The organism is Xylophilus sp. ASV27, assembly GCF_016428875.1.
GTDB lineage: Bacteria > Pseudomonadota > Gammaproteobacteria > Burkholderiales > Burkholderiaceae_C > Xylophilus.
Map to the genome: position 1 here is coordinate 25,412 of NZ_JAELTO010000002.1, position 21,568 is coordinate 46,979.

The window sequence follows — 21,568 nt, forward strand, 5'->3', positions numbered from 1 at the left end:
AGCATGAGCCTCATCAACAACCAGATCAACCAGACCTTCGACGAGCTGGAAGACGGCCAGGTCTTCAACTCGGGCGGCCGCACCATCACCGAGACCGACGTGGTCAACTACTGCGCGCTCACCGGCAACTGGATCGCGATCCACTCCAACACGCTCTACGCCTCCAAGACCCGCTTTGGCAAGCGGCTGGTGCAGGGCGCCCTCACCTACTCCATCGCCACCGGCCTGATCCAGTTCGGCCTGGGCATCCAGGCCAACTACGGCATAGACAACATGCGCTTCCTCAAGCCCGTGCTGATCGACGACACCGTGTTCGCCAAGGCCACCGTGATCGGCAAGAAGGTCAAGGACGAGAAGTACGGCGTGATCAAGTTCCTGATCCAGGTGCAGAACCAGGACGGCGACGTAGTGCAGCAGGGCGAATGGAGCCTGTTGATGCTGCGCCGGCGCGAGGACCTCGACGCGCTGGTGGCCTCCACCTTGCCCGCGTCCAGGGGCTGAGGCCATGAAGACCATCCGCATCGGCTCGGGCAGCGGTTTCTGGGGCGACAACCTCGACCCCGCGATCGAGATCGCCAGGCACGGCAACGTGCAGTACCTCGCCTACGATTTCCTGGGCGAGCCCACTATTCCACTGCTGCAGAAGATGCGGCAGAAGAACCCCGCGCAGGGCTTCGTGCCTGCGATCCGCGCCGTGGTGCGCGGCGTGCTGCCGATCTGCCTCGAAAAAGGCATCAGGATCCTGACCAACGCGGGCGCGGCCAATCCTCAGGCCTGCGCCGACACCATCCTTGCCTCGGCCAGGGAACTGGGCATCACCCGGCTCAAGGTCGGCATCGTCACGACGAACGACATCCAGCAGAAGGTCGAGCAACTGCTCGACAGCGGCGCGAAGTTCACCAACCTGGACACGGGCGACGACGACCTGGGCCGGGTGCGAGAGCGCATCGTCGGCTCCTACGTCTATTCCGGCGCCTATGGCTACGTGCAGGCGCTGCAGCAGGGCTGCGACATCATCATCTCCGACCGCGCGACCGATGACGCCGCCATCCTGGCGCCGCTGGTGCATGAATTCGGCTGGAAGTGGGACGAATGGGACAAGCTCGCCACCGGCATCACGGCGGGCCACCTGATCGAATGCGGCGCGGCCTGCTCGGGCGGCATCACCAGCCTGTGGAAAGAGGTGCCCGAGCCGTGGAACATCGGCTACCCGATCGCCGAGGTCAACGAGAAGGGCGAGCTGTTCATCACCAAGGTGCACGGCACGGGCGGCCTGGTCAACACGATCACGCTGACCGAGCACCTGCTGTACGAGGTGCACGACCCGGGCAACTACCTGATGCCCGAGGTCATCACCGACTTCACCCAGGTGCAGATGGAGGAGGTCGCCAAGGACCGCGTGAAGGTCTGGGGCGCCAGGGGCAAGCCAGCGCCCGCGACGCTCAAGGCCGGCATCGCCTACACCGACGGCTACATCGGCGAGGTCGAGTCCTCCGTGACCTGGCCTGACGCGGTGGCCAAGGCGCGGCGCTCGTTGGAGATCATCCGCAAGCGCTTCGAAATGGTGAAGCTCAAGGCCGACGAGGTGCGCTTCGACATGATCGGCGTCGATTCCTGCCACTGGTCCGCCTCGCCCGAGCCCGACCCTGAGATCAACGAGGTGCGCATCCGCGTGGCCGCCAAGTGCGCGGACCGCGCCGAGGCCGGCAAGGTGGCGCGCGAGTGCGTGATGCTGATGGGCACTGGCCCCATCGGCTCGACCGGCCAGTTGAACACGCCCGCGCCGCGCGAAGTGTTCGCGCTGTGGCCCACGCTGATCGCGCGCGAGGAAGTGGTGCAGAACGTAGAGACCAGGGAGCTTTGACATGGCCAAACTGCAACTGAAAGATCTGGTGTACGCCCGCTCGGGCGACAAGGGCGACATCAGCAACATCGCCGTCATCGCCAAGGAGCCGCGCTTCTACCCTCTACTGCAGAAGCACCTGACGGCCGAGCGCGTGAAGGAGTTCTTCGGCGAAATGTCCAAGGGCCCCGTGGAGCGCTACGAGGTGCGCACACTGCATGCGATGAACTTCGTGCTGCGCAATTCGCTGGGCGGTGGCGCCACGCGCAGCCTGCGCGTCGACTTCACCGGCAAGACCATGTGCCAGGCCATCCTGCGCATCGTGCTGGAGGTCGATGAGAGCGATCTCCGCCTCATTCATTGAAGGAGACGCAGACGTGAGCAGCAGCAAAGCCAGAATCATCGGCGTCAACATGGTGAAGTTCGCCAAGCCGGGATCGCACGAACCCTACGAGGTCATGGGCGCCAAGGCCATCCAGGGCGCACTGCAGGATGCGGGCATCGGCTACGGCGAGGTACAGCAGGCATTCGCCGGCTATGTCTATGGCGACAGCACCTGCGGCCAGCGCGTGGCCTATGGCGTGGGCATGAGCGGCATTCCCGTTTTCAACCTGAACAACTACTGCGCCTCGGGCTCGTCCGCGCTGTTCCTGGCGCGCCAGGCGGTGGAGTCGGGCGCGATCGACTGCGCGCTGGCCTTCGGCTTCGAGGAGATGAAGCCCGGCGCTCTCGCCAGCGCCTTCGGCGACCGCACCTCGCCCGTGGGCTGGATCTACGAGCGCCAGCGCGAGCTGGCGCCCGATCTGCCGCAGGACGCGCCGCGCGCCATCAAGGCCTTCGGCTCGGCGGGCTGGGAGTACATCAACCGCCATGGGGCCAACCCCGACATCTTCGCCCGCGTGGCCGTGAAGACGCGCAGCCATGCGGTGCACAACCCCTACTCGCTGTTCACCAAGCCGCTGACGGTCGAGGAGGTGATGGGCGCCGCGCCGATGTACCCCTATCTCACGCGCCTGATGGCCTGCCCGCCCACCTGCGGCGCGGCGGCGGCCATCGTCTGCAGCGAGGCGTTCGCAAGGAAGCACGGCATCGGCAACGCCGTCGAAATCGCGGCCCAGGCCATGACCACGGACACCGAGGCCAGCAAGACCGACCTGATCAACCTGGTGGGCGCGGACATGACGCGCCGCGCCGCCCGCGAGGTCTATGAGAAGGCGGGCATCGGCCCCGAAGACCTGAACGTGGTGGAACTGCACGACTGCTTCACGCCCAACGAGGTCATCAGTTACGAGGGCCTGGGCCTGTGCCCCGAGGGCGGTGCCGAGAAGTTCATCGCCGACGGCGACAACACCTACGGCGGCAGGTACGTCGTCAACCCGTCGGGCGGCCTCATGTCCAAGGGCCACCCGCTGGGCGCGACCGGCCTGGCGCAGTGCGCCGAACTCGTGTGGCACCTGCGCGGCCAGGCCGGCCAGCGCCAGGTCGAGAACGCGCGCATCGCGCTGCAGCACAACATCGGCCTGGGCGGCGCCTGTGTGGTGACGATGTACCGGCGCGCCTGACGGCTGCCGGCCTTCAATGAACAAGGAGACGATGATGACCAACCACCTGGACCGCCGAGGCTGGATGCAGTCGGCCACCCTGGTCGCGGCCTGCGCGGTGGCGGGCCTTTTCGGGGCCGGCAGCGCCCAGGCCCAGGACTGGCCGACCAAGCCCGTGCGCATCGTGCTAGCCATCGGCCCGGGCTCCTCCGGCGACACGCTGGCGCGCATGATGGCGCCCAGGCTGGAGGCGCGCTGGAAACAGCCCGTGATCGTGGAGAACAAGCCCGGCGCGGGCGGCGTGGTGGGCACCGAGTACGTGGTGCGCGCTACCGACGGACACACGCTGCTGCTGGGCACGCAAAGCTCCATCCTGCCCAAGTACACGCAGAAGGGCCTGCGCTTCGACCCGCTCACCGACCTGGTGCCCGTGCGCAAGGTGCTGAACTATCAGCTCGTGATCGCCACGAATGGCGAGACGGCGAAGCAGGCCCGCACGCTCAAGGAGCTGATCGACCTGAGCAAGAAAGGCAGCCAGGGGCTCTTCCTTGCGGGCCTTGGGCCGACGTCCGTCTTCAACCTGTCCTACGCCATCCTCAACCGTCAGCTCGGGGCCCGGTACTCCTCGGTGAACTTCAACAACGTCAACGACGCGAACCTGGCCGTGATGCGCAACGACGCACAGTTCATCGTCAATAACCCGGCATCGGTCAGGCCCTACTTCGCCACCAATGCAATCGTGCCGCTGGCCGCCATCGGCATGCAGCGCTATGCCAGCCTGCCCGACGTGCCGACCCTGCAGGAGGCCGTGGGCTATAGCGGCTACCTGCCCCAGTTGTGGACGGGCTTCTTCGTGCCCAGGAACACGCCGGCGGCCCTCGTGGAGCGGATCAGCCAGGACGTGGCTGCGATCTTCGAAGAACCGGAATTCCGCAGGCAAGTGGAGGACAAGCTCACCGCATCGGTGGCGTCCTCGTCGCCTGATGCCTTCGCCAAGGACATCCGCGAAGAGACGACGCTCTGGCAAGATCTGTTCAAGAGCCTGAACATCCAACCGGAGTAATCGGCATGGCAGGTCCTCTCACCGGGGTGCGCATCCTCGACCTCACGTCCAATTTCATGGGGCCCTACGCCTCGCTGCTGCTGGCCGACATGGGCGCGGACATCTGCAAGATCGAAGCGCCCGCGGGTGACCCCACGCGCGGCGTCGGCCCCTGCCGCAACCCGGGCATGAGCGCCATCTTCCTGCACCTCAACCGCAACAAGCGCAGCGCGGTGCTGGACCTCAAGAACGCCCGGGCCGCGGAGGCGCTGCGGACCATGCTGGCATCGGCCGACGTGGTGCTGCACAGCCTGCGCCCCAAGGCGATGGCCCGGCTCGGGCTGGCCTACGAACAGGTCAGGACCGTCAACCCGCGGATCATCTACTGCGGCGCCTTCGGCTTCGGCCAGAACGGCCCGTATGCGGATCGGCCCGCGTACGACGACCTGATCCAGGCGGCCGTGGGCATGCCCGTGCTGCAGGCGCGCAAGGTGGGCCCGCCCGCCTACGTGGCCACCGCCATCGCCGACCGCCTGGTGGGCATGGCCACCAGCAACGCCGTGGCCATGGCACTGTACTACCGCGAGAAGACCGGCCGCGGCCAGTCGGTGCAAGTGCCCATGTTCGAAACCTTCGCGCACTTCGTGATGGGCGACCATCTCTACGGCCACAGCTTCGAGCCGCCGATCGGCGACTGGGGCTACGCCCGCATGATGAGCGCCGAGCGCCGCCCCTACCAGACCCAGGACGGCTACGTGGGCGTCAACATCTATACCGACCGCCACTGGCGGCGCTTTTTCCTGGCCGTGGGCCGCGCCGACATGGCGGACGACCCGCGCTACGGCACCATCTTCGGCCGCACCGAGAACATCGCCGACCTCTACCGGTTCCTGGCCGAGACCTTCCAGACCAAGACCACGGCGGAGTGGCTGCGCCTCCTGATCGAGGCCGACATCCCGATCATCGAGATGAACACGCCCGGCACCCTGCTGCACGACCCGCACATGCAGGCGGTGAATTTCTTCCAGATGCAGCAGCACCCGAGCGAAGGCCTGCTGCGCATGCTGGGCATTCCGCAGCAATGGAGCGAAAGCGCCCCCGAGCAGCGCTACCCCGCGCCGCGCCTGGGCGAGCACACCCTGCAACTGCTGACCGAATACGGGCTGGCGCGGGACCAAGCGCAGCAGGTCATCGCTGCGGGCGGCGCCATGCAGGCCCCTGCCGTGGAATATCAAAAATGATAGCTGGAAGCGCTTGACGCACTAGGGCTACAGCCCGATTCGCTTTGAGAATTAAGGAGATGACGATGCAGGACGACATGCGATCCGACCTGCCCCTGGCAGGCGTGACCGTGGTGGAGCTGGGCGACAGCGCCTCGGCGCCGTTCGCGGGGCAAATACTGGCCGGCCTGGGCGCGGAGGTGTGGAAGGTGGAGCGCCCCACGGGCGACTCCTCGCGCGGCTGGGGGCCGAGCCAGTGGAGGAGCAGCGGCGCGGCCTTCCACGCGCTCAACCGCGGCAAGCGCTCGATCTGCCTGGACATCAAGGACAGGGTGCAACTGGCCACGCTGCACGACCTGATCGAGCGCCATACCGACGTGTTCCTGCACAACCTGCGCCCGGGCAGCGCCCACCAGTACCGGCTCGACCCCGAGAGCCTGCGCCAGCGCAAGCCCGGGCTGGTGGTCTGCGAAGTCGGCGCCTACGGCCACGTCGGCCCGCTCAACAAGCTGCCCGGCTACGACCCGCTGATGCAGGCCTTCGCCGGCATCATGAGCCTGACCGGCGAGGAAGGCCAGGCGCCCGTGCGCGCGGGCGTCTCCATCGTCGACTTCGGCACCGGCATGTGGGCCGTGATCGGCATCGTCTCGGCGCTGCTGCGGCGCGAACGCAGGCAGATCGGCGCCACCGTCAACAGTTCGCTGCTGGAGACCGCCATCGCCTGGATGTCGGTCGGCGTCGCCAACTACGCCGCCGACGGCGAGCCCGGCGGGCGCCACGGCTCGGGCGTGGCCTTCATCGTGCCGCACCGCGCCTACGAGGCGGCCGACGGCCACGCCATCATCAGCGCCGCCAACGACCGGTTGTTCGCGCGGCTGTGCGAGGCGCTGGGCCACCCCGAATGGGCGAGTGACGCCAGGTTCGCCACCAACGCCGCGCGCCTGGCCCACCGCAAGGAAATCGACACGCTGATCGGCCAGCGCATGAAGCAGCACACGCGCGACCACTGGCAAAAGCACCTCGACGGCTACGGCCTGCCCTGCGCCTCGGTACAGACCACGGCCGAGCTGGTGGCGCACGCGCAGACCCGGGCGCTGGGCATTCTAGGCAAGAGCCGCGAAGACGAAATCGCCCTGGTGGGCATGCCGCTTTCCTTCGACGGGCAGCGCCCGCCGCCGCTCGATTCCGCACCCGGCATCGGGCAGGACGACGAGCGCTTGCACGAACTGATGCGGGCCAACGGCAAAGGGGAATAGACATGCGACGCAGGCAACTGATGCATGCGCTGGCCGCGCTCGGCCTGACGTGCTGATCGAGGGCTTTCGCTCCGGCGTGATGGAGCGCCTGGGCCCGGGGCCCGACGCTTGCCTGCAAACTAAACCACGCCTGGTCTGTGGCCGCATGGCGGTCTGGGGCCGGGACGGACCACTGGCCCAGGCGCCCGGGCACGATGTGAACTACATCTCGCTGACCGGCACGCTGCACGCCATGGGCCGCGCGGGCGAGGCGCCCGCCACTCCGCTGAACCTGATGGGTGCCTTCGGCAACTGCTCGCTGTACCTGGCGCTTGGCGTGCTCAGCGCGCTTCTGGAGGCACGCAGTTCCGGTCAGGGCCAGGTGGTCGATGCCGCCATGGTCGATGGCACCACCTCGCTGATGACGCTGCTCTACGGCTTCCTGGCCGCCGGCTACTGGAAGGATGAACGCGGCGCGAACCGCCTCGACTCCGGCGCGCCCTGGTACACCGTATACGAAACCCAGGGCGGCAAGCACGTCAGCATCGCCGCCAACGAAACGCGCTTCTACCGCGAAGCGCTGGGCGTGATGGGCCTCAAGAAAGAGGACCTGCCCGGCCACCAGCACGACCAGGCCGGCTGGCCGTACATGAAGCAGCGCATTGCAGACGTCTTCAAGACCCGTACGCGCGACGAATGGGTCCGGCTCGCCGCCGGCACGCAATCGTGAATAGCGCCCGCGCTATCCATGGCCGAGGTGCCGTACCATGCTCACATCCAGGAGCGCAACTGCCTCGTCGAGGTCGAAGGCGTGGCGCAGCCCGCGCCGGCTCCGCGCTTCAGCCGCACCCTCGACGCCATCCAGAACCCGCCGCAGCGCCCGGGCCAGGACGCGGAGGCGGTGCTCGGCGACTGGGGCTTCTCCGCCCAGGAGCAGCAGGCCCTGCGCGCTGCGGGCGCGGTGCTGTAGCACCACCACGCACGGGGCGCCTTCGCTCGTCGCCGAAATCCGGCAAAGCACGAAATCAATCTCCAATGCGGGGGAAAAGGAGTCTCGAATGACGATAGCCGCACTTGAAGCCTGGCACCCGGAGTTGCGCGATGTGATTCCGACGACACGAGCTTTCACCCTGCGCTCGGAGTTCGTCGGCGGTACCTTTGCGGTGTGGGTGACGGTGCCGCCGGGATACGGTGCAGGAACTGCCGCCTTGCCCGTGCTTTACGTTTTGGATGGCAACACGCAGCTTGCGATCACCGCCCCCACTGGCTCGCTGATGATGATGCACGAGACCAGCCCGATCCGGCCATTCATCCAAGTGACTGTTGGATACTTCGGCGACGACGCGAGAAATTTCCTGAAGGTGCGCAACCGCGACCTCGTGCCGCCGAGCGAGCCGTTCCCTCACCAGATGGCGGCTCATCTGCGCCCCCGCGTCGAGCGGGGAGCGCTTAGCGAAGCACAATACGCCGCGGTCATCGCCGATCTACGCCAATCCGCTGGTGATCGGTTTCTCGCCTTCCTTGAGCGCGAACTTCACCCTCGTATCGCCGAGCTCTGGCGAGTGGATGCCCATGACGTCGGCCTTTTCGGCTATTCCTACGGCGGACTCTTCGCCATGTACGTGTTTGCGACGTCCAACCCGCTATTCACCGTGATCGGAGCGAGCAGCCCCGGCATACTTTCGGAGAAGAGCGAAGTGTTCCATCACTACGATCGCCGCATCGCCGAGGGAGACAGCACGCTGCCGCCCCGGCTGCACCTGACGATCAACGACAGCGAGACGAGTAGCGAGTTCGCGCTCTATCGAGACCTCTCGCACAACTATCTGGCACTCGTAGACCGTATCCGCCGCACCCCGCTTCCAGGCTTGCGCGCGACGGCCGAGGTGATCCGAGGCGAGACCCATGGCACCGGCATCGTCGACGCCTACCGCAGCTTCGTGCGTTCCTGCTACGGGGTGAGGGGGCATGATCCCCGTACCGAGCTCTCATGGCCTGCTGTGGAAGTTCCTGGTTGTCGCTAGTCCACCGAAGTACTCACTCCTGCAGTTCTATCAGCGCTGAAGCCACCATGCATTCGCCTGGCCAGGGCAACCTCCCCGCCGAAGTGACGAGTTTCGTCGGTCGGAAAGCCGAGTTGGATGAGGCGCGCGCCCTTCTCCCGTCGACTCGTCTGCTGACTCTGACCGGGTCCGGCGGGGTCGGCAAGACCCGCCTTGCCAAGCAGATCGGCGCTGAAGAGCGACAGGCCTTTCGCGACGGGGTATGGTTCGTCGACCTCACGGACATCACCGATGGCGGCCTGCTCCCATCGGTGATCGGCTCAAGGCTCGGCCTTTTCCACTCTCCCACCGAGACCGTCGACGATCTGGCCAAGCACCTGCGCGGACGGCACGTCATGCTTGTCGTCGACAACTGCGAGCACCTCCTCGAGCCGGTCGCCGTGTTGCTGCACGATCTGCTTGCGGCAGCGCCCGAGCTTCGTGTGGTCGCGACAAGCCGGCAGGTGCTGGGCGTGCCCGGGGAACGGGTCTTCCCGATAGTGCCGCTCGCAGTATCGCTGGACAATGAAGCGGCCCCGAGCCGTGACGGCACGGCCCCTGTGAGAGCAGCATCCCCGGCGATCCCGGATGCGGTCCTGCTTTTCGCGGACCGCGCGAAGGCGGCGCTTCCCGGGTTTGCCATCGACACCTCCAATCAAGATCTGCTGTACCGGATCTGCCACCGGCTGGAGGGAATTCCCCTGGCGATCGAGCTTGCCGCAACACGCCTGCGCGCCTTCTCGCTCGAAACGATCCTTGAGCGACTGGACGGCGCTGTCGGAGCGCTCGCAAGTACGCTGCGAACGACGCCCAAGCGCCACCGCACCCTGGAGTCGACAGTGGCGTGGAGCTTCGGGTTGTGCTCTGCCCCCGAGCAGGTCCTGTGGACTCGTCTCTCGGTCTTCACCGATGGCATCGCCGTCGACGCGGTTGAAGACGTCTGCAGTGGTGGGCCGATAGTGCGCGAGCAAATCTTCGACCTCCTCGCCGGTCTGGTCGACAAGTCGATCCTGGCCCGGCAGGGAGGTTCGAGCGGCGCAACGTCAAGGCTGACGATGCTTGGCCTGCTTCGCGATTTCGGAATCGAGCGACTGCGGGAATGTGGCGAGGAAATGCAGTTCCGGCGGAATCACCTCGACTACTTCCGCGCACTGGCCGGGCGCGGCCAGACGGCGTACTTCAGTCCCCGCGAGATGGAGTGGGCACGTCGCGTACGAGAAGAGCACTCCAACCTGCGCACGGCCGTCGAGTACTGCAGTACCGAATTGCGCGATCACGCCAGCGTGATGGCCATCGTCACGCCCCTCCAGCTGTACCGGGTCGGCGCCAGCTACGTCGTTGAGGAGTACCGCTGGCTCGCCTCTGCGCTCGAGCACGACCGTACCCCCAACGAGATCCGCGCACGCGCGCTCGTGGCGTGCAGCTATGCGGCGTCCATCATGGGCAACGGCGATGAAGCCGAGCAGCGCGCACTTGAGGCCGCCGATCTCGCCGACGCCCTGGGCCTGCCCAGCGTCGCGGCGGACGCTGCATGCGGCCTCGCGCGCGCGAGCTTCTACAGCGGGGATCGCGCTCGCACACTCCGGCTCTCTGAAGCAGCGATCGCCCGCTGCACCGCCTCGGGCAATCTTGCCGGCGCCTGCGACGCGTTTTACCGCGCAGCGGTCACCGCTTTCGGCATGCACGACGACCGGGCCGCCGAGTTCGCCCGAAGGTCTCTGGCCCTGGCGCAAGAGTACGGGTCCCCCTATCGCATCGCGAGCAGCCTATGGATAGAGGGCCTCTGCCTCTGGCGTGCCGGCGATCAACAGCTCGCTTCGGCCCGCCTGCAGCAGGCGCTGCCCCTCTACGAAGCCCGAGGCTTCACAGGGGGCATCGCAATGTGCTGCGAAGGATTGGCGTTGACCGCCGCCGCAAACGGACAGGCCGAGCACGCGGCGACCCTCAAGGGTGCCGCCCATGCAGCGTGGCGCAAGGCCGCGGCTCCGTTTCCACAGGCCGTGGTACGCAGTCTCGGCACCGACGCCATCGACGACCAGGTCCGCAACGCACTTGGCGAGGCGCGCTATCGAGCAGCATTCGACCACGGTGCCGCGTTCTCGGTGGCCGAGGCGGCTCGCTTTGCGGTCGGCAACGCTCCTGAACTCGGCTCTGCGCCTGCACCCCGAAAGGCCGACAACGCCGAGCCTCTCGTTGCGGAGAGCCTCACACGACGCGAGGCTGAAGTCGCGGCGCTCATCGCCGAGGGGCTCAGCAACCGGCAGATCGCGGAGCGGCTCTTTATCGCCCAGCGTACCGCCGAAGGCCATGTGGAACGAATCCTCGCCAAGCTCGGCTTTCGCTCCCGTGCCAAGGTGGCCTCATGGGTCGCCCAGCAGCAGCGAATACCCGATTGAGAAACGGGGAGCGATTCACGTATTTCTCCCCTCGCGCGCGGGAACACGCTTGGATAACGTGGCTCCATGACCACACCGACGCATGCCCCATTCGCCATCTCGCTGCTCGACTACTTGCGACCGCAGGACACCGTATTGGTCGGCCAGGCTGCCGCCGAGCCGCACGAACTCGTCGCACAGCTCGTTGACGCATCGCAGCAAATCGCGGATCTCACGGTGGTGTGCGGATACGCGCTCTCGGACGACTGGAAGCGCGTGACGCGCGGCAAGCCGCGTGTGGTCACCTATTCCGCGCACGGCCCGCTGCGTGGCCTGGCACGTTCGGGCGAGATCGACATCCTGCCCAACCACTACAGCCACTTCGGGCGTCTCGTCACCACTGGCGCGTTTCAGCCGAATGTGATCCTGCTGCAACTGCCCCCCGCCGACGCGGACGGGTACCACAGCTTCGGCACCACCGTCGATTACGTCGCGCAGGCCGCGCAAACGGCGCCGGCAGCAACACCAACGGGGCGCGTTGACCGCCTCGGACCCATCATCATTGCCGAGATCAACGAAAACATGCCATCCACTCGATCGAAGTGGCGGCTGCATCAATCACAGATCACCGCCTCGTTCTCGAACGACCGGCCGCTGGAGGGAACCCCTGCACGCGTCCCCTCGGACATCGACTACGCGATCGCGCGCCACGTCGCATCCGTCGTGCCCGACGGAGCTTCGGTCCAGCTCGGCATCGGAGCGCTCGCGACAGCAATAGGTCGCGCACTCTGCAGGCACCGCGAGCTGCGCGTGCGGTCCGGCCTCGTCGGAGACTGGCTGCTCGAACTCGACGCCGCAGGGGCACTGGCAAGCGGAGATGATGCATGCGTCGCGGGCATGGCGCTCGGCAGTCCAGCGCTCTACGATTTCGTCGCGCGGCATGACCGGGTCCGTTTCATGCCCATCACCGATCTGACCGCATCAGCGGCCGTATCGTTCTGCAATCCCTACGTCGCGGTGAACTCCGCGCTCGAAGTCGATCTGCTCGGGCAGGTCAATTCCGAAGTCGCCGGCGGCATGTACATCGGTGCGCTGGGCAGCCAGGTCGATACCTTCCGCGCCACCCGCGTTGCGCCATCAGGACTCGCGATCGTCGCCATGCCGGCTCGCGGCCCCAAGGGGGCCTCCCAGATCGTCACCGCGCTCAGCGGGCCGGTCACCTCGCTGCAAAGCGACATCGACATGGTCATCACCGAATACGGTATCGCCGACCTGCAAGGCACCACGGCCGCAGAACGAGCTGCACGCCTGATCGAGATCGCGGCCCCTGAGCACCGCGATGCGCTGCGCGCTGCGCACTGATCGCACTCGACATCAGCACCACAAGGAGCCCGCCATGCCGAACCCGGCAGACCACAACCCTTTCTCCCCAAGGCCCGAAAGCGGCGCACTGCCCCTGAGCGGCATTCGCGTCGTCGACCTCACCCAGGTGGGCGCCGGCCCCTACTGCACTTCGCTGCTGGGCGACCTCGGCGCCGATGTCATCAAGATCGAGCCGCTTGAGGGAGACACTTTCCGCTACGTCGATGACGCATTCGGCGAGGGGGAAAGCGCCTACTTCTACGGCGTGAACCGCAGCAAGCGCTCCATCGCACTGAACCTCAAAAGCGAACGCGGCTTCGAGGTGCTCACCCGGCTCGTCAAAAATGCCGACGTGTTCGCCGTCGCATTCAGGCCCGACGCCGTGCAGCGCATGGGCATCGACTATGAGTCCCTGCGCAAGATCAACGGCCGCCTCATCTACTGCTCCATCACCGCATTCGGTGAGACCGGACCGCGTGCGCACCTTCCCGGCATGGACATCCTCGCGCAGGCCATGAGCGGGATCATGGGCGTCACCGGCGAGATCGGCGGGGGCCCCGTGAAGGTCGGCGTGCCGATCGCCGACTTCGCCGCCTCCTACCTGCTCGGCTTCGGCGTCTGCGCCGCGCTGCGGCTGCGCGACCAGACCGGCCAAGGCGACAAGGTCACGGTCAACCTGCTCGACGGTCTGATCGCCAGCTTCGCGAACTACCTGACGGTGTACGACAAAACCCGGGTGCCGTTTCGCCGTCAGGGCGGCGGGCACCCGCAGCTCGTGCCCTATCAGCCGTTCCTCGGCTCCGACCAGAAGCACTTCATCCTCGCCTGCATGAACGACAAGTTCTGGCGGAAGATGCTGCCGCTGCTCGATCGCTATGGGGATTTCCATGATCCGCGCTTTGCCACGAACACCGGCCGCGTCACGCATCGCCTGGAACTGTGCAGTCGGCTCGAAGCCATCTTCGCGACGCAGCCTGCCGAATACTGGCTCGCAGAGCTCGAAGCCGCCGGCGTGCCCTGCGGCCCGATCCACAAGCTCGAAGACGCGATCGAGGATCCACAAGCCATCGCCAACCAATCCCTTACCACCCTCAACCACCCGATCCACGGCGAGTACCGCGTGCCCAACAACCCGATCCGGTTTGCGAAGGCCCCCACCGGCCCCCGCGGCTACGCGCCCACGCTTGGGGAGCACACCGCCGAGATCTTGCGCGAAGCCGGGTTCGACGACGCGGAGATTGCGTCGCTAACGAGCGCCGGCATCGCCCGGGAAGCATCGACCCAGCAGCACAACCACACGGAGACAGCATCATGAAGGCACTCGTCATCGGGGGCACCGGCCCCACCGGCCCGTTCATCGTCGAGGGGCTGCGGCAGCGCGGCTACAAGACCACTATCCTGCACACGGGGCGGCACGAGATCGACCTGCCCGACGACGTGCCGCACATTCACACCGATCCGAACTTCCTCGAGGGCCTGACCGAGGCGCTCAAGGGCCATCGCTACGACCTCGTTGTGGCGACCTACGGGCGCCTGCGCCTATTTGTCGACGCGCTCGCGGGTGTGAGCGAACGACTGATCACCATCGGCGGCGCGGCCTATGGCGACAACCTGGCACGACCCTCCGCGGAGGACGGTCCCCGCAAGACGGGGCACAAGCTCAGCGAGAAGATCGTGCAGACCGAGCAGATTCTCATGGAGGCCCATTCGGCCGGACACTACAACATCACGCACCTGCGCTATCCCTGCCTGTTCGGCCCCCGCCAGCTCGCTCCCCGCGAGTGGAGCATCATCCGCCGCGTCCGCGATGGGCGCACCCACATCCCCGTCATCAATGGCGGCCTGACCCTGGAGAGCAAGGCCTACGTCGAGAATGCTGCAAACGCGATCCTGCTCTGCGTTGATCAACCCGAGGCCTCATCGGGGCAGACCTACAACGTTGCGGACGCCTATACGCCCTCCGATGCCATCCTGGTGCGCGCCATAGCGCGGGCCATGGGCGTCGAGGTTGAACTCGCGAACTTCACGCCCGAAATGGGCCGCCCCGCCTACTTCTGGGGCGCGAACCGGGACCTCAATTTCACCAAGACCGGTCTCCCGCCCACGACGCACCACCTGCTGATCGACAGCGGAAAGATCCGCAGAGAACTGGGATACACCGATCTCGTCAGCTTCGAAGAAGGCATCAGGCGCACTGTCGAGCACTACCTCGGGCACCCCCTCGGGATTGAGGCCGAACAGCAGATCGGGGACCCCTTCGACTACGCGGCAGAGGATGCGTTCATCGCGCTGCTCGACGAGATGAACCGGCGAGCAGCGGAACTGCCGTTCGCAGGCGTGCAGTACCAGCACCCCTACGCGCACCCCTAAGCACCGATCGGTTCCTGAGGAAGGGATATTGAAGCAGGTCGATGGAGCCGACCAATGCTGCGCTTGCGTGAGACCTGGATGCGCTAGTGGCTTCGGAGAGGCCGGATGGCAAAGGACACCACATTATTCAAACAGGGGACAGACATGCATACTACCAACACCCGCCGCGCCTGGCTGAAGACGGCGCTTGCCACCACCGTCCTGGGGCTTGCGAGCGCGGGCGCCGCGGCGCAGGACTGGCCCAGCAAGCCGGTGCGCATCGTCCTGGCCATTGGCCCGGGTTCGTCGGGCGACACACTGGCGCGCCTGATCGCGCCAAGGCTGGAGCAGCGCTGGAAGCAGCCCGTGATCGTGGAGAACAAGCCCGGCGCCAGCGGCGCAGTGGGCACCGAGTACGTCGTGCGTACCACCGACGGCCACACTCTGCTGCTGGGCTCCCAGAGTTCCATACTGCCCAAGTACACGCAGAAAGGCCTGCGCTTCGACCCCCTGACCGACCTGGTGCCCGTGCGCAAAATGCTCAACTACCAGCTCGTGATCGCTACCAACGGCGACACCGCCAGGCAGGCCCCGACGCTGAAGGATCTGGTCATGCTGAGCAAGAAGGACGACAAGGGCATCTTCCTCGCAGGACTGGGGCCGACCTCTGCCTTCAACCTGACGTATGCCATCCTGAACCAGCAGTTGGGCATGCAGTATTCGGCGGTGAACTTCAGCAACGTCAGCGATGCCAATCTTTCTCTGGTGCGCAACGACGCGCAGTTCATCGTCAACAACCCGGCCTCGGTCAAGCCCTTCTTCGCCAACGGCGCCATCGTGCCGCTGGCGGCCATCAGCACTCAGCGTTACCCGGGCTTTCCCGAGGTGCCGACGCTGCAGGAGGCCGTGGGCTACCGTGGCTACCTTCCGCAGCTATGGATCGGTTTCTTCCTGCCCAAGGGCACGCCCGATGCTGTAATCCGCCGGGTGAACGCCGACCTGCAGGCCATATTCGAGGATGAAGCCTTCCGCAAGGAGGTCGAAGGCAAGCTCACCGCCTCGGTACCCGCATCGTCCCCCGAGGCGTTCGCCAAGGACATCCGCGAGGAGACGACACTTTGGCAAGAACTGTTCAAGACCCTGAATATCAGGCCGGAGTGATCGCTCGGCAAGTTGGTGCCGTTGTGCAGCGATGGCGCGCCTTGCTTTGGTTGTATAAGGCGATCCAGCCCATCACGGCTTGGCGGGCCTGCTCGCGGGTGGCGAATCGGCGGCCATGTACGTAGGCCGTTTTCAGCCGCCCCCACAGGCTCTCGGTGGGCGCGTCGTGCCGCAATTGCCTTTGCGCGACATCGAGCTGCGGATGCCCCAGGCCTGGAGCGTGTCCTGCAAATCGCGACTGCAGTATTGACTGCCGCGATCGCTGTGCAAGATCAGCCCTGGCGTTGTCCGGCGCCGCAAGCAGGCCATCAGCAGCGCATCCTTCACCAGCGGGTCTGCATGTGCGGCGGCAGGCTCCAGCCCACCACCTAGCGGCTGTGCAGCTCCAGCAACACGGCCAGGTACAGCTACCTGATGCTCAGCTGTGCCAGCGATGCGTTGTTCACCAAGCTGTACAACGCGCTGGGACATGCCCAGTGGTATGCTGACCCCAGGTTTACAACCAACAACGCGCGGCTGCGGCATCGCGCGCAACTCGACGCACTGCTCGAAGCCTGCCTGCGCGAGCACCCGCAGGAATATTGGCAGCGCAGGCTCCGAGCGGGCGGCGTGCCCTGCGCGCCGGTGCAGGAGGTCGAGGAGGTGCTGCGCTACGAACAGGTTAAAGCGCTGGGCATCCTGGGCCAACCATCGAACGAGGAGTTCGAGGTCGTGGGCCTGCCGCTGTCCTTCGACGGCCTGCGCCCGCCGCCGCCGGGGGCGGCCGGCGATCTCGGGCAGGACAACGGCCTGCAGCCTACCCTGGCCACGACCGCCGAATCCCGGTAGCGGGGAACCAGGCTGTTCGCGGGGGTGCCGCCGCCCAGGGGCTTCCGGCCCGGAGCACGGCGCCATCGTTTCGTTCCCTCGAAACCCGGTTTCGAAAATTGCGGCTTGGGCCGCGGCGGCGCTGGGGCTGGCAGCGGCTGCCGACTGGATCCAGGACTGGCCCACCAAGCCGGTGAGGATCGTGCTGGCTATCGCGCCGAGCTCCACCAGCGACACTGTAGGCTTTCGCAGGTATCAAGAGGATGACCAGCGCCGCGAACGGGGCTATCTGCTTGACACCTTCATGACTCAAGCAACAACTTCAACGGCTTGTGAGACAGCAACTTAGCCCAGGTTTGCCTTACAACCGAACGAATCCAGACATGGCCAGGGTCACGATGGAACCGTTCATGCCATATGGAATGCACGGGAACCGACTCGATGGCAAACGGCAACGGACGTAACTTGATGGGAAACAACCGGCTCAGTTTCACCGCCATATGACCAGGTACGGTAGCGATCCAATCCGCCTCGGCCACCATTTCCGCCGCGACGAAATGGTTTGCCACCTCCATAGCGATGCTGCGATGGATACCTGCATCCTGCATGCGCATGCCCACCGGGTCGCCATAGTCATTGATGCGCTTGACCACCACATGCCGCGCCAGCGCGAAATCCTCAGTGCCGAGTGGGGCCTCGGCCCACCGGCCACTCGCCGACACCAGGCAGACGGCCGGGTAGTCGCCCAACAGTTGGCGGCGCAATGAAGGGTTGGCGCGGTGAAGGTTGCCGGTGGCCAGATCTATCTCTCCGGACTCGAGCAAGTGGTGCAGCTCGGACACCGGCACCTGACGGCCTCGGATACTGCATCCAGGCGCCTTCCGCAGCAAGGTTCTGAGCACCATGGGCAGCGCGGCGAATTCCGCATCCGCCGATATGCACAGCACGAATTGCCGCTGCGCCGTCGCGGGGTCAAACGAAATCTGCCGCGCCGACAACAATTGCAAATCCCGCAACAGCCGTGAGGCCAACGGCGCGAGCGCAATAGCGCGTGGAGTCGGATGGAGTGCATTGCCGCTGCGCACAAACAACTCGTCACCGTAGTAGTCACGCAGGCGGCGCAACGTATGGCTTACGGCCGGCTGCGTCACTCCAAGGACTTCGGCCGCCTTCGAGGCTGTGCCAGTCGAAAGCACCGCTTGGAATGTAGCCACCATCGTCAGATCGACGGATGGCAAGTGCTGAACATCCCCCGCAGGATGTTGGTGAGTGCTCAAGGTCATGAGCTGTGTTTATACCCGGAATAGACGGTACTGGCTTCCTTCACAAAGGACAGACTCCTACGATGCGTCCATCGCAGCTTCCTTCCAAGGATGAGCCATGCCTCTATCACGGCGCCAATTCGTGCGTGCCGGCTTGAATGCCGCAATTGCTTTGGGCATACCAGTCGCCAAACCCAGCGTTGCCGGCGCATCGAGATCCCATGATGCCTTTCCGGTCCGCCCGGTGAAGCTGTTTGTACCTTTTACACCTGGCACCTCGGGCGACCTGTGGGCGCGTCAGTTGGCACCAACGCTGGAAGCGCGCTGGAGACAGCCCGTCATCGTGGAGAACAAGCCCGGCGCGGGAGGCTTGATCGGTGCCGAGCAAGTGGCACGCGCTCAGGCCGATGGGCACACGCTGCTGGTTGGCAGCCAATCGACGGCGTTTGCGAAGTTCACTTTGGCGGGTGTGCGCATCGACCCACTGGCAGACCTCGATCCCGTCATCAAGTTTCTGAACTACAAGATGCTGTTGGTCGTTAGCGCCAGCACGCATGCCAAGGCGAGGAGCCCGGAAGCACTGCTGGCGCTGAGCCGCGCCTCACAAGGCGGCCTGTTCTTCGGCAGCGTGGGGGTGGCCTCGCAGCAGAGCGTCAAGAACGGCATCCTGGCCGAGGGCATCGGCTTGCGGTTCACGCCCGTGGAATATCCCGGTGTAGCGCAGACAGTCATCGCGCTGGTGCGCGACGAGGTGCAGTACATCCTGGCTACGCCGGCATCGGTGAAGACCTTCATCGACAACGGCTCGGCCGTGCCAATGGCAGCACTCGCGGACACACGCTATGCCGACTGGCCAGCGGTACCGTCTATCCGCGAGTTGGGGCTGAAAGGCTATCTGCCCGATACCTGGGGTGGCCTGTTTGCGCCCCAGGGCACCTCACTTGCCATCACGGAGCGCATCGGCCGGGATATCCAGCTGGCAGTGGATGAAACCAAGGACCTGAAGGCCCGCATCGAGTCGTCACTCAGTGGCTCGGTGCCCTTGTCCGATCCGCAGTCATTTAGATCAGAACTTAACCTGGAGGCGCAGCAACTGCGGGCCTATCTCCAGCGCATCCATTTCACCAAGAAAGAATCGTGATCATGAAGCCCAACTCCGATATCTGGCCCCTGAGCTCCCTGCTATTCTTGCCTGCGCACAAGATCGAGTGGGCGCGCAAGGTCTCCAAATATAAGCCTTCGGCCGTCATTCTCGATCTGGAAGATGCCGTCCCGACCAACATGAAAGCCGAGGCCCGGGAGATCGCCCGCGAAGCCATTGCTGTGCTTGCGGAGGCAGGCATTGCCCCGTTCGTACGCGTCAATGGCTGGGACTTTGGCGGCCCCCAGGACGTGGAGCGTATAACCGTCCCTGGACTGGCAGGAGTGATGCTGGCCAAGGCCGATTCTGCAGAGGAGGTGCGTGCGCTCGACCTGGCTCTCACCTATGGAGAAGGCAAAAGCGGCATGGCCCGCGGCTGCGTGGCGATTGTGCCGCTGCCCGAAACCAGCAACGGCCTTTATGAAGGCCGTGCGCTGGCGCGTGCCAGCCAGCGCTGCATGGGCCTCGCGGGCATGGTCGGCCCGGTCAACGGCGACGTGGCACGCGCCGCAGGCTTCCTCCCTACGCTCGAAGGCATGGAGCAGCTCTATCTGGCCTCCAAGACCGTGCTCGACAGCCGCGCCGGTGGCGCCATGTACCCCAAGGGCAGCATCGTCGGCATGCGCATCGATGACCTGGACGCCGTGCGCATGCTATGCCAGCGGGCGAAGCAACTGGGTTTTACCGGTGCGGTACTGATCCATCCAAGCCACGTGGCCATCGCGAACGAGGTCTTCGCACCCTCCGCCGAGGAAATCGACTATGCGCAGGGTGTGATCGAAGCGGTGAGCCAGGCACAGGAGCGCGGAGACGGCGCTGTGCAGTTCCGCGGCCAGATGGTGGACTATGCAATGCTGCCGCATGCACACGACGTGCTGCGCCGTGCCCGGCGTATGGGGCTGACCGCAACGGAAAGGGCCAATCCATGAAAGTCGGAGACATCGCCCATCCCGAGCGGATACGCTTCGGCAAACCCCTAGAAGGCGTGCGCATCCTCGCGCTGGAGCAGGCACACGCCATGCCGTTTGCCACGCAGCTGATGGCCCGGCTGGGAGCCGACGTGGTGCGCATCGAGCCTCCCGACACAGGTGAGCAGGCACGCAATACCTACCCGGCCGCGCGCGACCCCGAAGGACGCCTGCTGGGCAGCACCTTCCTGCGCAACAACCTCAACAAGCGATCCATCACAATCGACATCAAAAACCCGGAGGGCCGCGATCTCGTGCTGCGCTTGGCGGGCAAGTTCGACGTGTTCGCCGAGAACTTCCGCGGCGGCGCGCTGCAGCGCGCGGGTCTGGGCTACGAGGCGATGGCGGCGCTGCATCCACGGATCATCTATGCCTCCATTTCCGGCTTCGGCACCGATGGCCGGTCGCCGTACCATGGGCGCGCCGCGTTCGCGCCCATCGTCGAAGCAATCTCGGCGTTCTATGACTTTAAGCGCACCAAGGATGAGCGGCCGCAGGTAGGCTCCGCCGGAGCCCTGGGCGACACGGCCAGCGGGCTGTACGCCGTGATCGGCATCCTGTCCGCGCTGCGCCATCGGGATCGCATCGGTACAGGACAGCACGTGGACATTGCAATGTACGACGTCATGGTCTCGATGGTGGACGTGATGATGAGCTATGCCTCGATGGGCAAGAAATCGACGCATGTACCCACCTCGCTGACAGCCGCGTTCAAGGCGCGCGACGGCTTCTTCATCCTCATGTGCAATACGCGCCAGCACTTCGTAAGCCTGGCCCAGGCAGTGGGCTGCCCGCAGTGGCTGACTGACCCCCGGCTGGAAACCTCGGCCGACTGGGGCGCGCAGATCGACGCGCTGATCCGCCCCGAAGTGGAGCGATGGGCCTCGGCGCACAGCCATCGGGAAGCAGCGGAGATTCTGGGCCGCGCAGGCATCGCGGTAGCGCCCTGCCAGAGCATCCAGGAGGTCATGCAAGACCCCCACGTGATCGCCCGCAACATGGTGGTGGAACTGGAGCGCCCGGACGGCGTACCCCAGCCCGCATGCACGCCGGGCAACCCCGTCAAGATGTCCCGCGTGGCCGAAGGGCCCGAACGCCGCGTGCCCTGGGTCGGCGAGCACACGGGCGAATTACTTGCGCGGGAATTGGCCCTGGACACCGCACAGATCGAGCGGCTGCGGGACTTCCAAGTGATTGGCTGACGCCGCACTCATCAGTTT

At 65.7% G+C, this 21,568-nt stretch carries 20 protein-coding genes and 1 pseudogene; 19 read left to right on the forward strand and 2 right to left on the reverse strand.

Annotated elements, in window-relative coordinates:
* Positions 1-3 precede the first annotated feature (3 nt).
* The 15 genes from JHD63_RS00700 to JHD63_RS00765 all read left to right on the forward strand — a co-directional run bounded on the left by JHD63_RS00700 (position 4) and on the right by JHD63_RS00765 (position 16,170).
* Positions 4-501 (forward strand): MaoC/PaaZ C-terminal domain-containing protein, encoded by a 498-nt coding sequence (locus tag JHD63_RS00700; RefSeq protein ID WP_198968738.1) that lies wholly within the window; start codon positions 4-6, stop codon positions 499-501.
* Positions 502-505: 4 nt separating this feature from the next.
* Positions 506-1,864 carry an acyclic terpene utilization AtuA family protein gene (locus JHD63_RS00705; protein WP_198968739.1) on the forward strand — a complete coding sequence of 453 codons (1,359 nt, stop codon included), beginning with the start codon at positions 506-508 and terminating at the stop codon, positions 1,862-1,864.
* A gap of 1 nt (position 1,865) precedes the next feature.
* Positions 1,866-2,207 (forward strand): AtuA-related protein, encoded by a 342-nt coding sequence (locus JHD63_RS00710; protein WP_198968740.1) that lies wholly within the window; start codon positions 1,866-1,868, stop codon positions 2,205-2,207.
* 13 nt (positions 2,208-2,220) lie between these two features.
* On the forward strand, positions 2,221-3,405 hold the full coding sequence (locus JHD63_RS00715) for a lipid-transfer protein (RefSeq protein ID WP_370590358.1): 1,185 nt from the start codon (positions 2,221-2,223) through the stop codon (positions 3,403-3,405).
* A 34-nt stretch (positions 3,406-3,439) separates the two neighbouring features.
* Positions 3,440-4,447, forward strand: coding sequence for a Bug family tripartite tricarboxylate transporter substrate binding protein (locus JHD63_RS00720; protein WP_198968742.1), 1,008 nt, complete (start codon positions 3,440-3,442; stop codon positions 4,445-4,447).
* A 5-nt stretch (positions 4,448-4,452) separates the two neighbouring features.
* Positions 4,453-5,667: a CaiB/BaiF CoA transferase family protein gene (locus JHD63_RS00725; protein ID WP_198968743.1), complete on the forward strand. Its 1,215-nt coding sequence runs from the start codon at positions 4,453-4,455 to the stop codon at positions 5,665-5,667.
* Positions 5,668-5,744: 77 nt separating this feature from the next.
* Positions 5,745-6,902 (forward strand): CaiB/BaiF CoA transferase family protein, encoded by a 1,158-nt coding sequence (locus JHD63_RS00730; protein WP_198968822.1) that lies wholly within the window; start codon positions 5,745-5,747, stop codon positions 6,900-6,902.
* A gap of 49 nt (positions 6,903-6,951) precedes the next feature.
* Positions 6,952-7,611 (forward strand): CoA transferase, encoded by a 660-nt coding sequence (locus tag JHD63_RS00735; protein WP_370590359.1) that lies wholly within the window; start codon positions 6,952-6,954, stop codon positions 7,609-7,611.
* A gap of 18 nt (positions 7,612-7,629) precedes the next feature.
* Positions 7,630-7,851, forward strand: a complete 222-nt coding sequence (locus JHD63_RS23835; protein ID WP_233167468.1) for a hypothetical protein — start codon at positions 7,630-7,632, stop codon at positions 7,849-7,851.
* An 88-nt stretch (positions 7,852-7,939) separates the two neighbouring features.
* Positions 7,940-8,905 (forward strand): alpha/beta hydrolase, encoded by a 966-nt coding sequence (locus JHD63_RS00740; RefSeq protein WP_198968744.1) that lies wholly within the window; start codon positions 7,940-7,942, stop codon positions 8,903-8,905.
* Positions 8,906-8,952: 47 nt separating this feature from the next.
* Entirely contained in the window at positions 8,953-11,319 is a 2,367-nt protein-coding gene (locus JHD63_RS00745) for an ATP-binding protein (protein ID WP_198968745.1), read from the forward strand.
* Positions 11,320-11,385: 66 nt separating this feature from the next.
* Entirely contained in the window at positions 11,386-12,660 is a 1,275-nt protein-coding gene (locus tag JHD63_RS00750) for an acetyl-CoA hydrolase/transferase family protein (protein ID WP_198968746.1), read from the forward strand.
* Positions 12,661-12,694: 34 nt separating this feature from the next.
* Entirely contained in the window at positions 12,695-13,975 is a 1,281-nt protein-coding gene (locus tag JHD63_RS00755; RefSeq protein ID WP_198968747.1) for a CaiB/BaiF CoA transferase family protein, read from the forward strand.
* The gene (locus JHD63_RS00760) at positions 13,972-15,030 is read left to right on the forward strand and encodes an NAD-dependent epimerase/dehydratase family protein (protein ID WP_198968748.1); all 1,059 of its coding nucleotides are present in this window, start codon (positions 13,972-13,974) and stop codon (positions 15,028-15,030) included. The genes JHD63_RS00755 and JHD63_RS00760 overlap by 4 nt, the downstream gene beginning before the upstream one ends.
* 144 nt (positions 15,031-15,174) lie before the next feature.
* The gene (locus JHD63_RS00765) at positions 15,175-16,170 is read left to right on the forward strand and encodes a Bug family tripartite tricarboxylate transporter substrate binding protein (protein WP_198968749.1); all 996 of its coding nucleotides are present in this window, start codon (positions 15,175-15,177) and stop codon (positions 16,168-16,170) included.
* A gap of 40 nt (positions 16,171-16,210) precedes the next feature.
* Here JHD63_RS00765 and JHD63_RS00770 read toward each other — a convergent pair.
* A pseudogene (locus JHD63_RS00770) lies at positions 16,211-16,577 on the reverse strand (DDE-type integrase/transposase/recombinase); the annotation flags it as partial.
* Between the two features lie 7 nt (positions 16,578-16,584).
* On the opposite strand from JHD63_RS00770, the gene JHD63_RS00775 reads away from it, so the two are divergent.
* Positions 16,585-16,998 (forward strand): CoA transferase, encoded by a 414-nt coding sequence (locus JHD63_RS00775; protein ID WP_198968750.1) that lies wholly within the window; start codon positions 16,585-16,587, stop codon positions 16,996-16,998.
* 281 nt (positions 16,999-17,279) lie between these two features.
* Here JHD63_RS00775 and JHD63_RS00780 read toward each other — a convergent pair whose 3' ends face one another.
* Positions 17,280-18,260 carry a LysR family transcriptional regulator gene (locus JHD63_RS00780; RefSeq protein ID WP_198968751.1) on the reverse strand — a complete coding sequence of 327 codons (981 nt, stop codon included), beginning with the start codon at positions 18,258-18,260 and terminating at the stop codon, positions 17,280-17,282.
* Between the two features lie 121 nt (positions 18,261-18,381).
* Between JHD63_RS00780 and JHD63_RS00785 the strand changes: the two genes are divergently transcribed.
* From JHD63_RS00785 to JHD63_RS00795, 3 genes are read left to right on the forward strand one after another with little or no spacing between them, the layout of a single operon-like run.
* Positions 18,382-19,380 carry a Bug family tripartite tricarboxylate transporter substrate binding protein gene (locus tag JHD63_RS00785; RefSeq protein WP_198968752.1) on the forward strand — a complete coding sequence of 333 codons (999 nt, stop codon included), beginning with the start codon at positions 18,382-18,384 and terminating at the stop codon, positions 19,378-19,380.
* A 2-nt stretch (positions 19,381-19,382) separates the two neighbouring features.
* Positions 19,383-20,309: an HpcH/HpaI aldolase/citrate lyase family protein gene (locus tag JHD63_RS00790; protein WP_198968753.1), complete on the forward strand. Its 927-nt coding sequence runs from the start codon at positions 19,383-19,385 to the stop codon at positions 20,307-20,309.
* Positions 20,306-21,550, forward strand: a complete 1,245-nt coding sequence (locus JHD63_RS00795; protein ID WP_198968754.1) for a CaiB/BaiF CoA transferase family protein — start codon at positions 20,306-20,308, stop codon at positions 21,548-21,550. Before JHD63_RS00790 ends, JHD63_RS00795 begins: the two co-directional genes overlap by 4 nt.
* Positions 21,551-21,568 lie beyond the last annotated feature (18 nt).

Coding starts and splice junctions, on each gene's coding strand:
- JHD63_RS00700 (WP_198968738.1), top strand. CDS start 4: ATGAGCCTCATCAACAACCAGATCAACCAGACCTTCGACGAGCTGGAA.
- JHD63_RS00705 (WP_198968739.1), top strand. CDS start 506: ATGAAGACCATCCGCATCGGCTCGGGCAGCGGTTTCTGGGGCGACAAC.
- JHD63_RS00710 (WP_198968740.1), top strand. CDS start 1,866: ATGGCCAAACTGCAACTGAAAGATCTGGTGTACGCCCGCTCGGGCGAC.
- JHD63_RS00720 (WP_198968742.1), top strand. CDS start 3,440: ATGACCAACCACCTGGACCGCCGAGGCTGGATGCAGTCGGCCACCCTG.
- JHD63_RS00725 (WP_198968743.1), top strand. CDS start 4,453: ATGGCAGGTCCTCTCACCGGGGTGCGCATCCTCGACCTCACGTCCAAT.
- JHD63_RS00730 (WP_198968822.1), top strand. CDS start 5,745: ATGCGATCCGACCTGCCCCTGGCAGGCGTGACCGTGGTGGAGCTGGGC.
- JHD63_RS23835 (WP_233167468.1), top strand. CDS start 7,630: ATGGCCGAGGTGCCGTACCATGCTCACATCCAGGAGCGCAACTGCCTC.
- JHD63_RS00740 (WP_198968744.1), top strand. CDS start 7,940: ATGACGATAGCCGCACTTGAAGCCTGGCACCCGGAGTTGCGCGATGTG.
- JHD63_RS00745 (WP_198968745.1), top strand. CDS start 8,953: ATGCATTCGCCTGGCCAGGGCAACCTCCCCGCCGAAGTGACGAGTTTC.
- JHD63_RS00750 (WP_198968746.1), top strand. CDS start 11,386: ATGACCACACCGACGCATGCCCCATTCGCCATCTCGCTGCTCGACTAC.
- JHD63_RS00755 (WP_198968747.1), top strand. CDS start 12,695: ATGCCGAACCCGGCAGACCACAACCCTTTCTCCCCAAGGCCCGAAAGC.
- JHD63_RS00760 (WP_198968748.1), top strand. CDS start 13,972: ATGAAGGCACTCGTCATCGGGGGCACCGGCCCCACCGGCCCGTTCATC.
- JHD63_RS00765 (WP_198968749.1), top strand. CDS start 15,175: ATGCATACTACCAACACCCGCCGCGCCTGGCTGAAGACGGCGCTTGCC.
- JHD63_RS00775 (WP_198968750.1), top strand. CDS start 16,585: ATGCTCAGCTGTGCCAGCGATGCGTTGTTCACCAAGCTGTACAACGCG.
- JHD63_RS00780 (WP_198968751.1), bottom strand. CDS start 18,260: ATGACCTTGAGCACTCACCAACATCCTGCGGGGGATGTTCAGCACTTG.
- JHD63_RS00790 (WP_198968753.1), top strand. CDS start 19,383: ATGAAGCCCAACTCCGATATCTGGCCCCTGAGCTCCCTGCTATTCTTG.
- JHD63_RS00795 (WP_198968754.1), top strand. CDS start 20,306: ATGAAAGTCGGAGACATCGCCCATCCCGAGCGGATACGCTTCGGCAAA.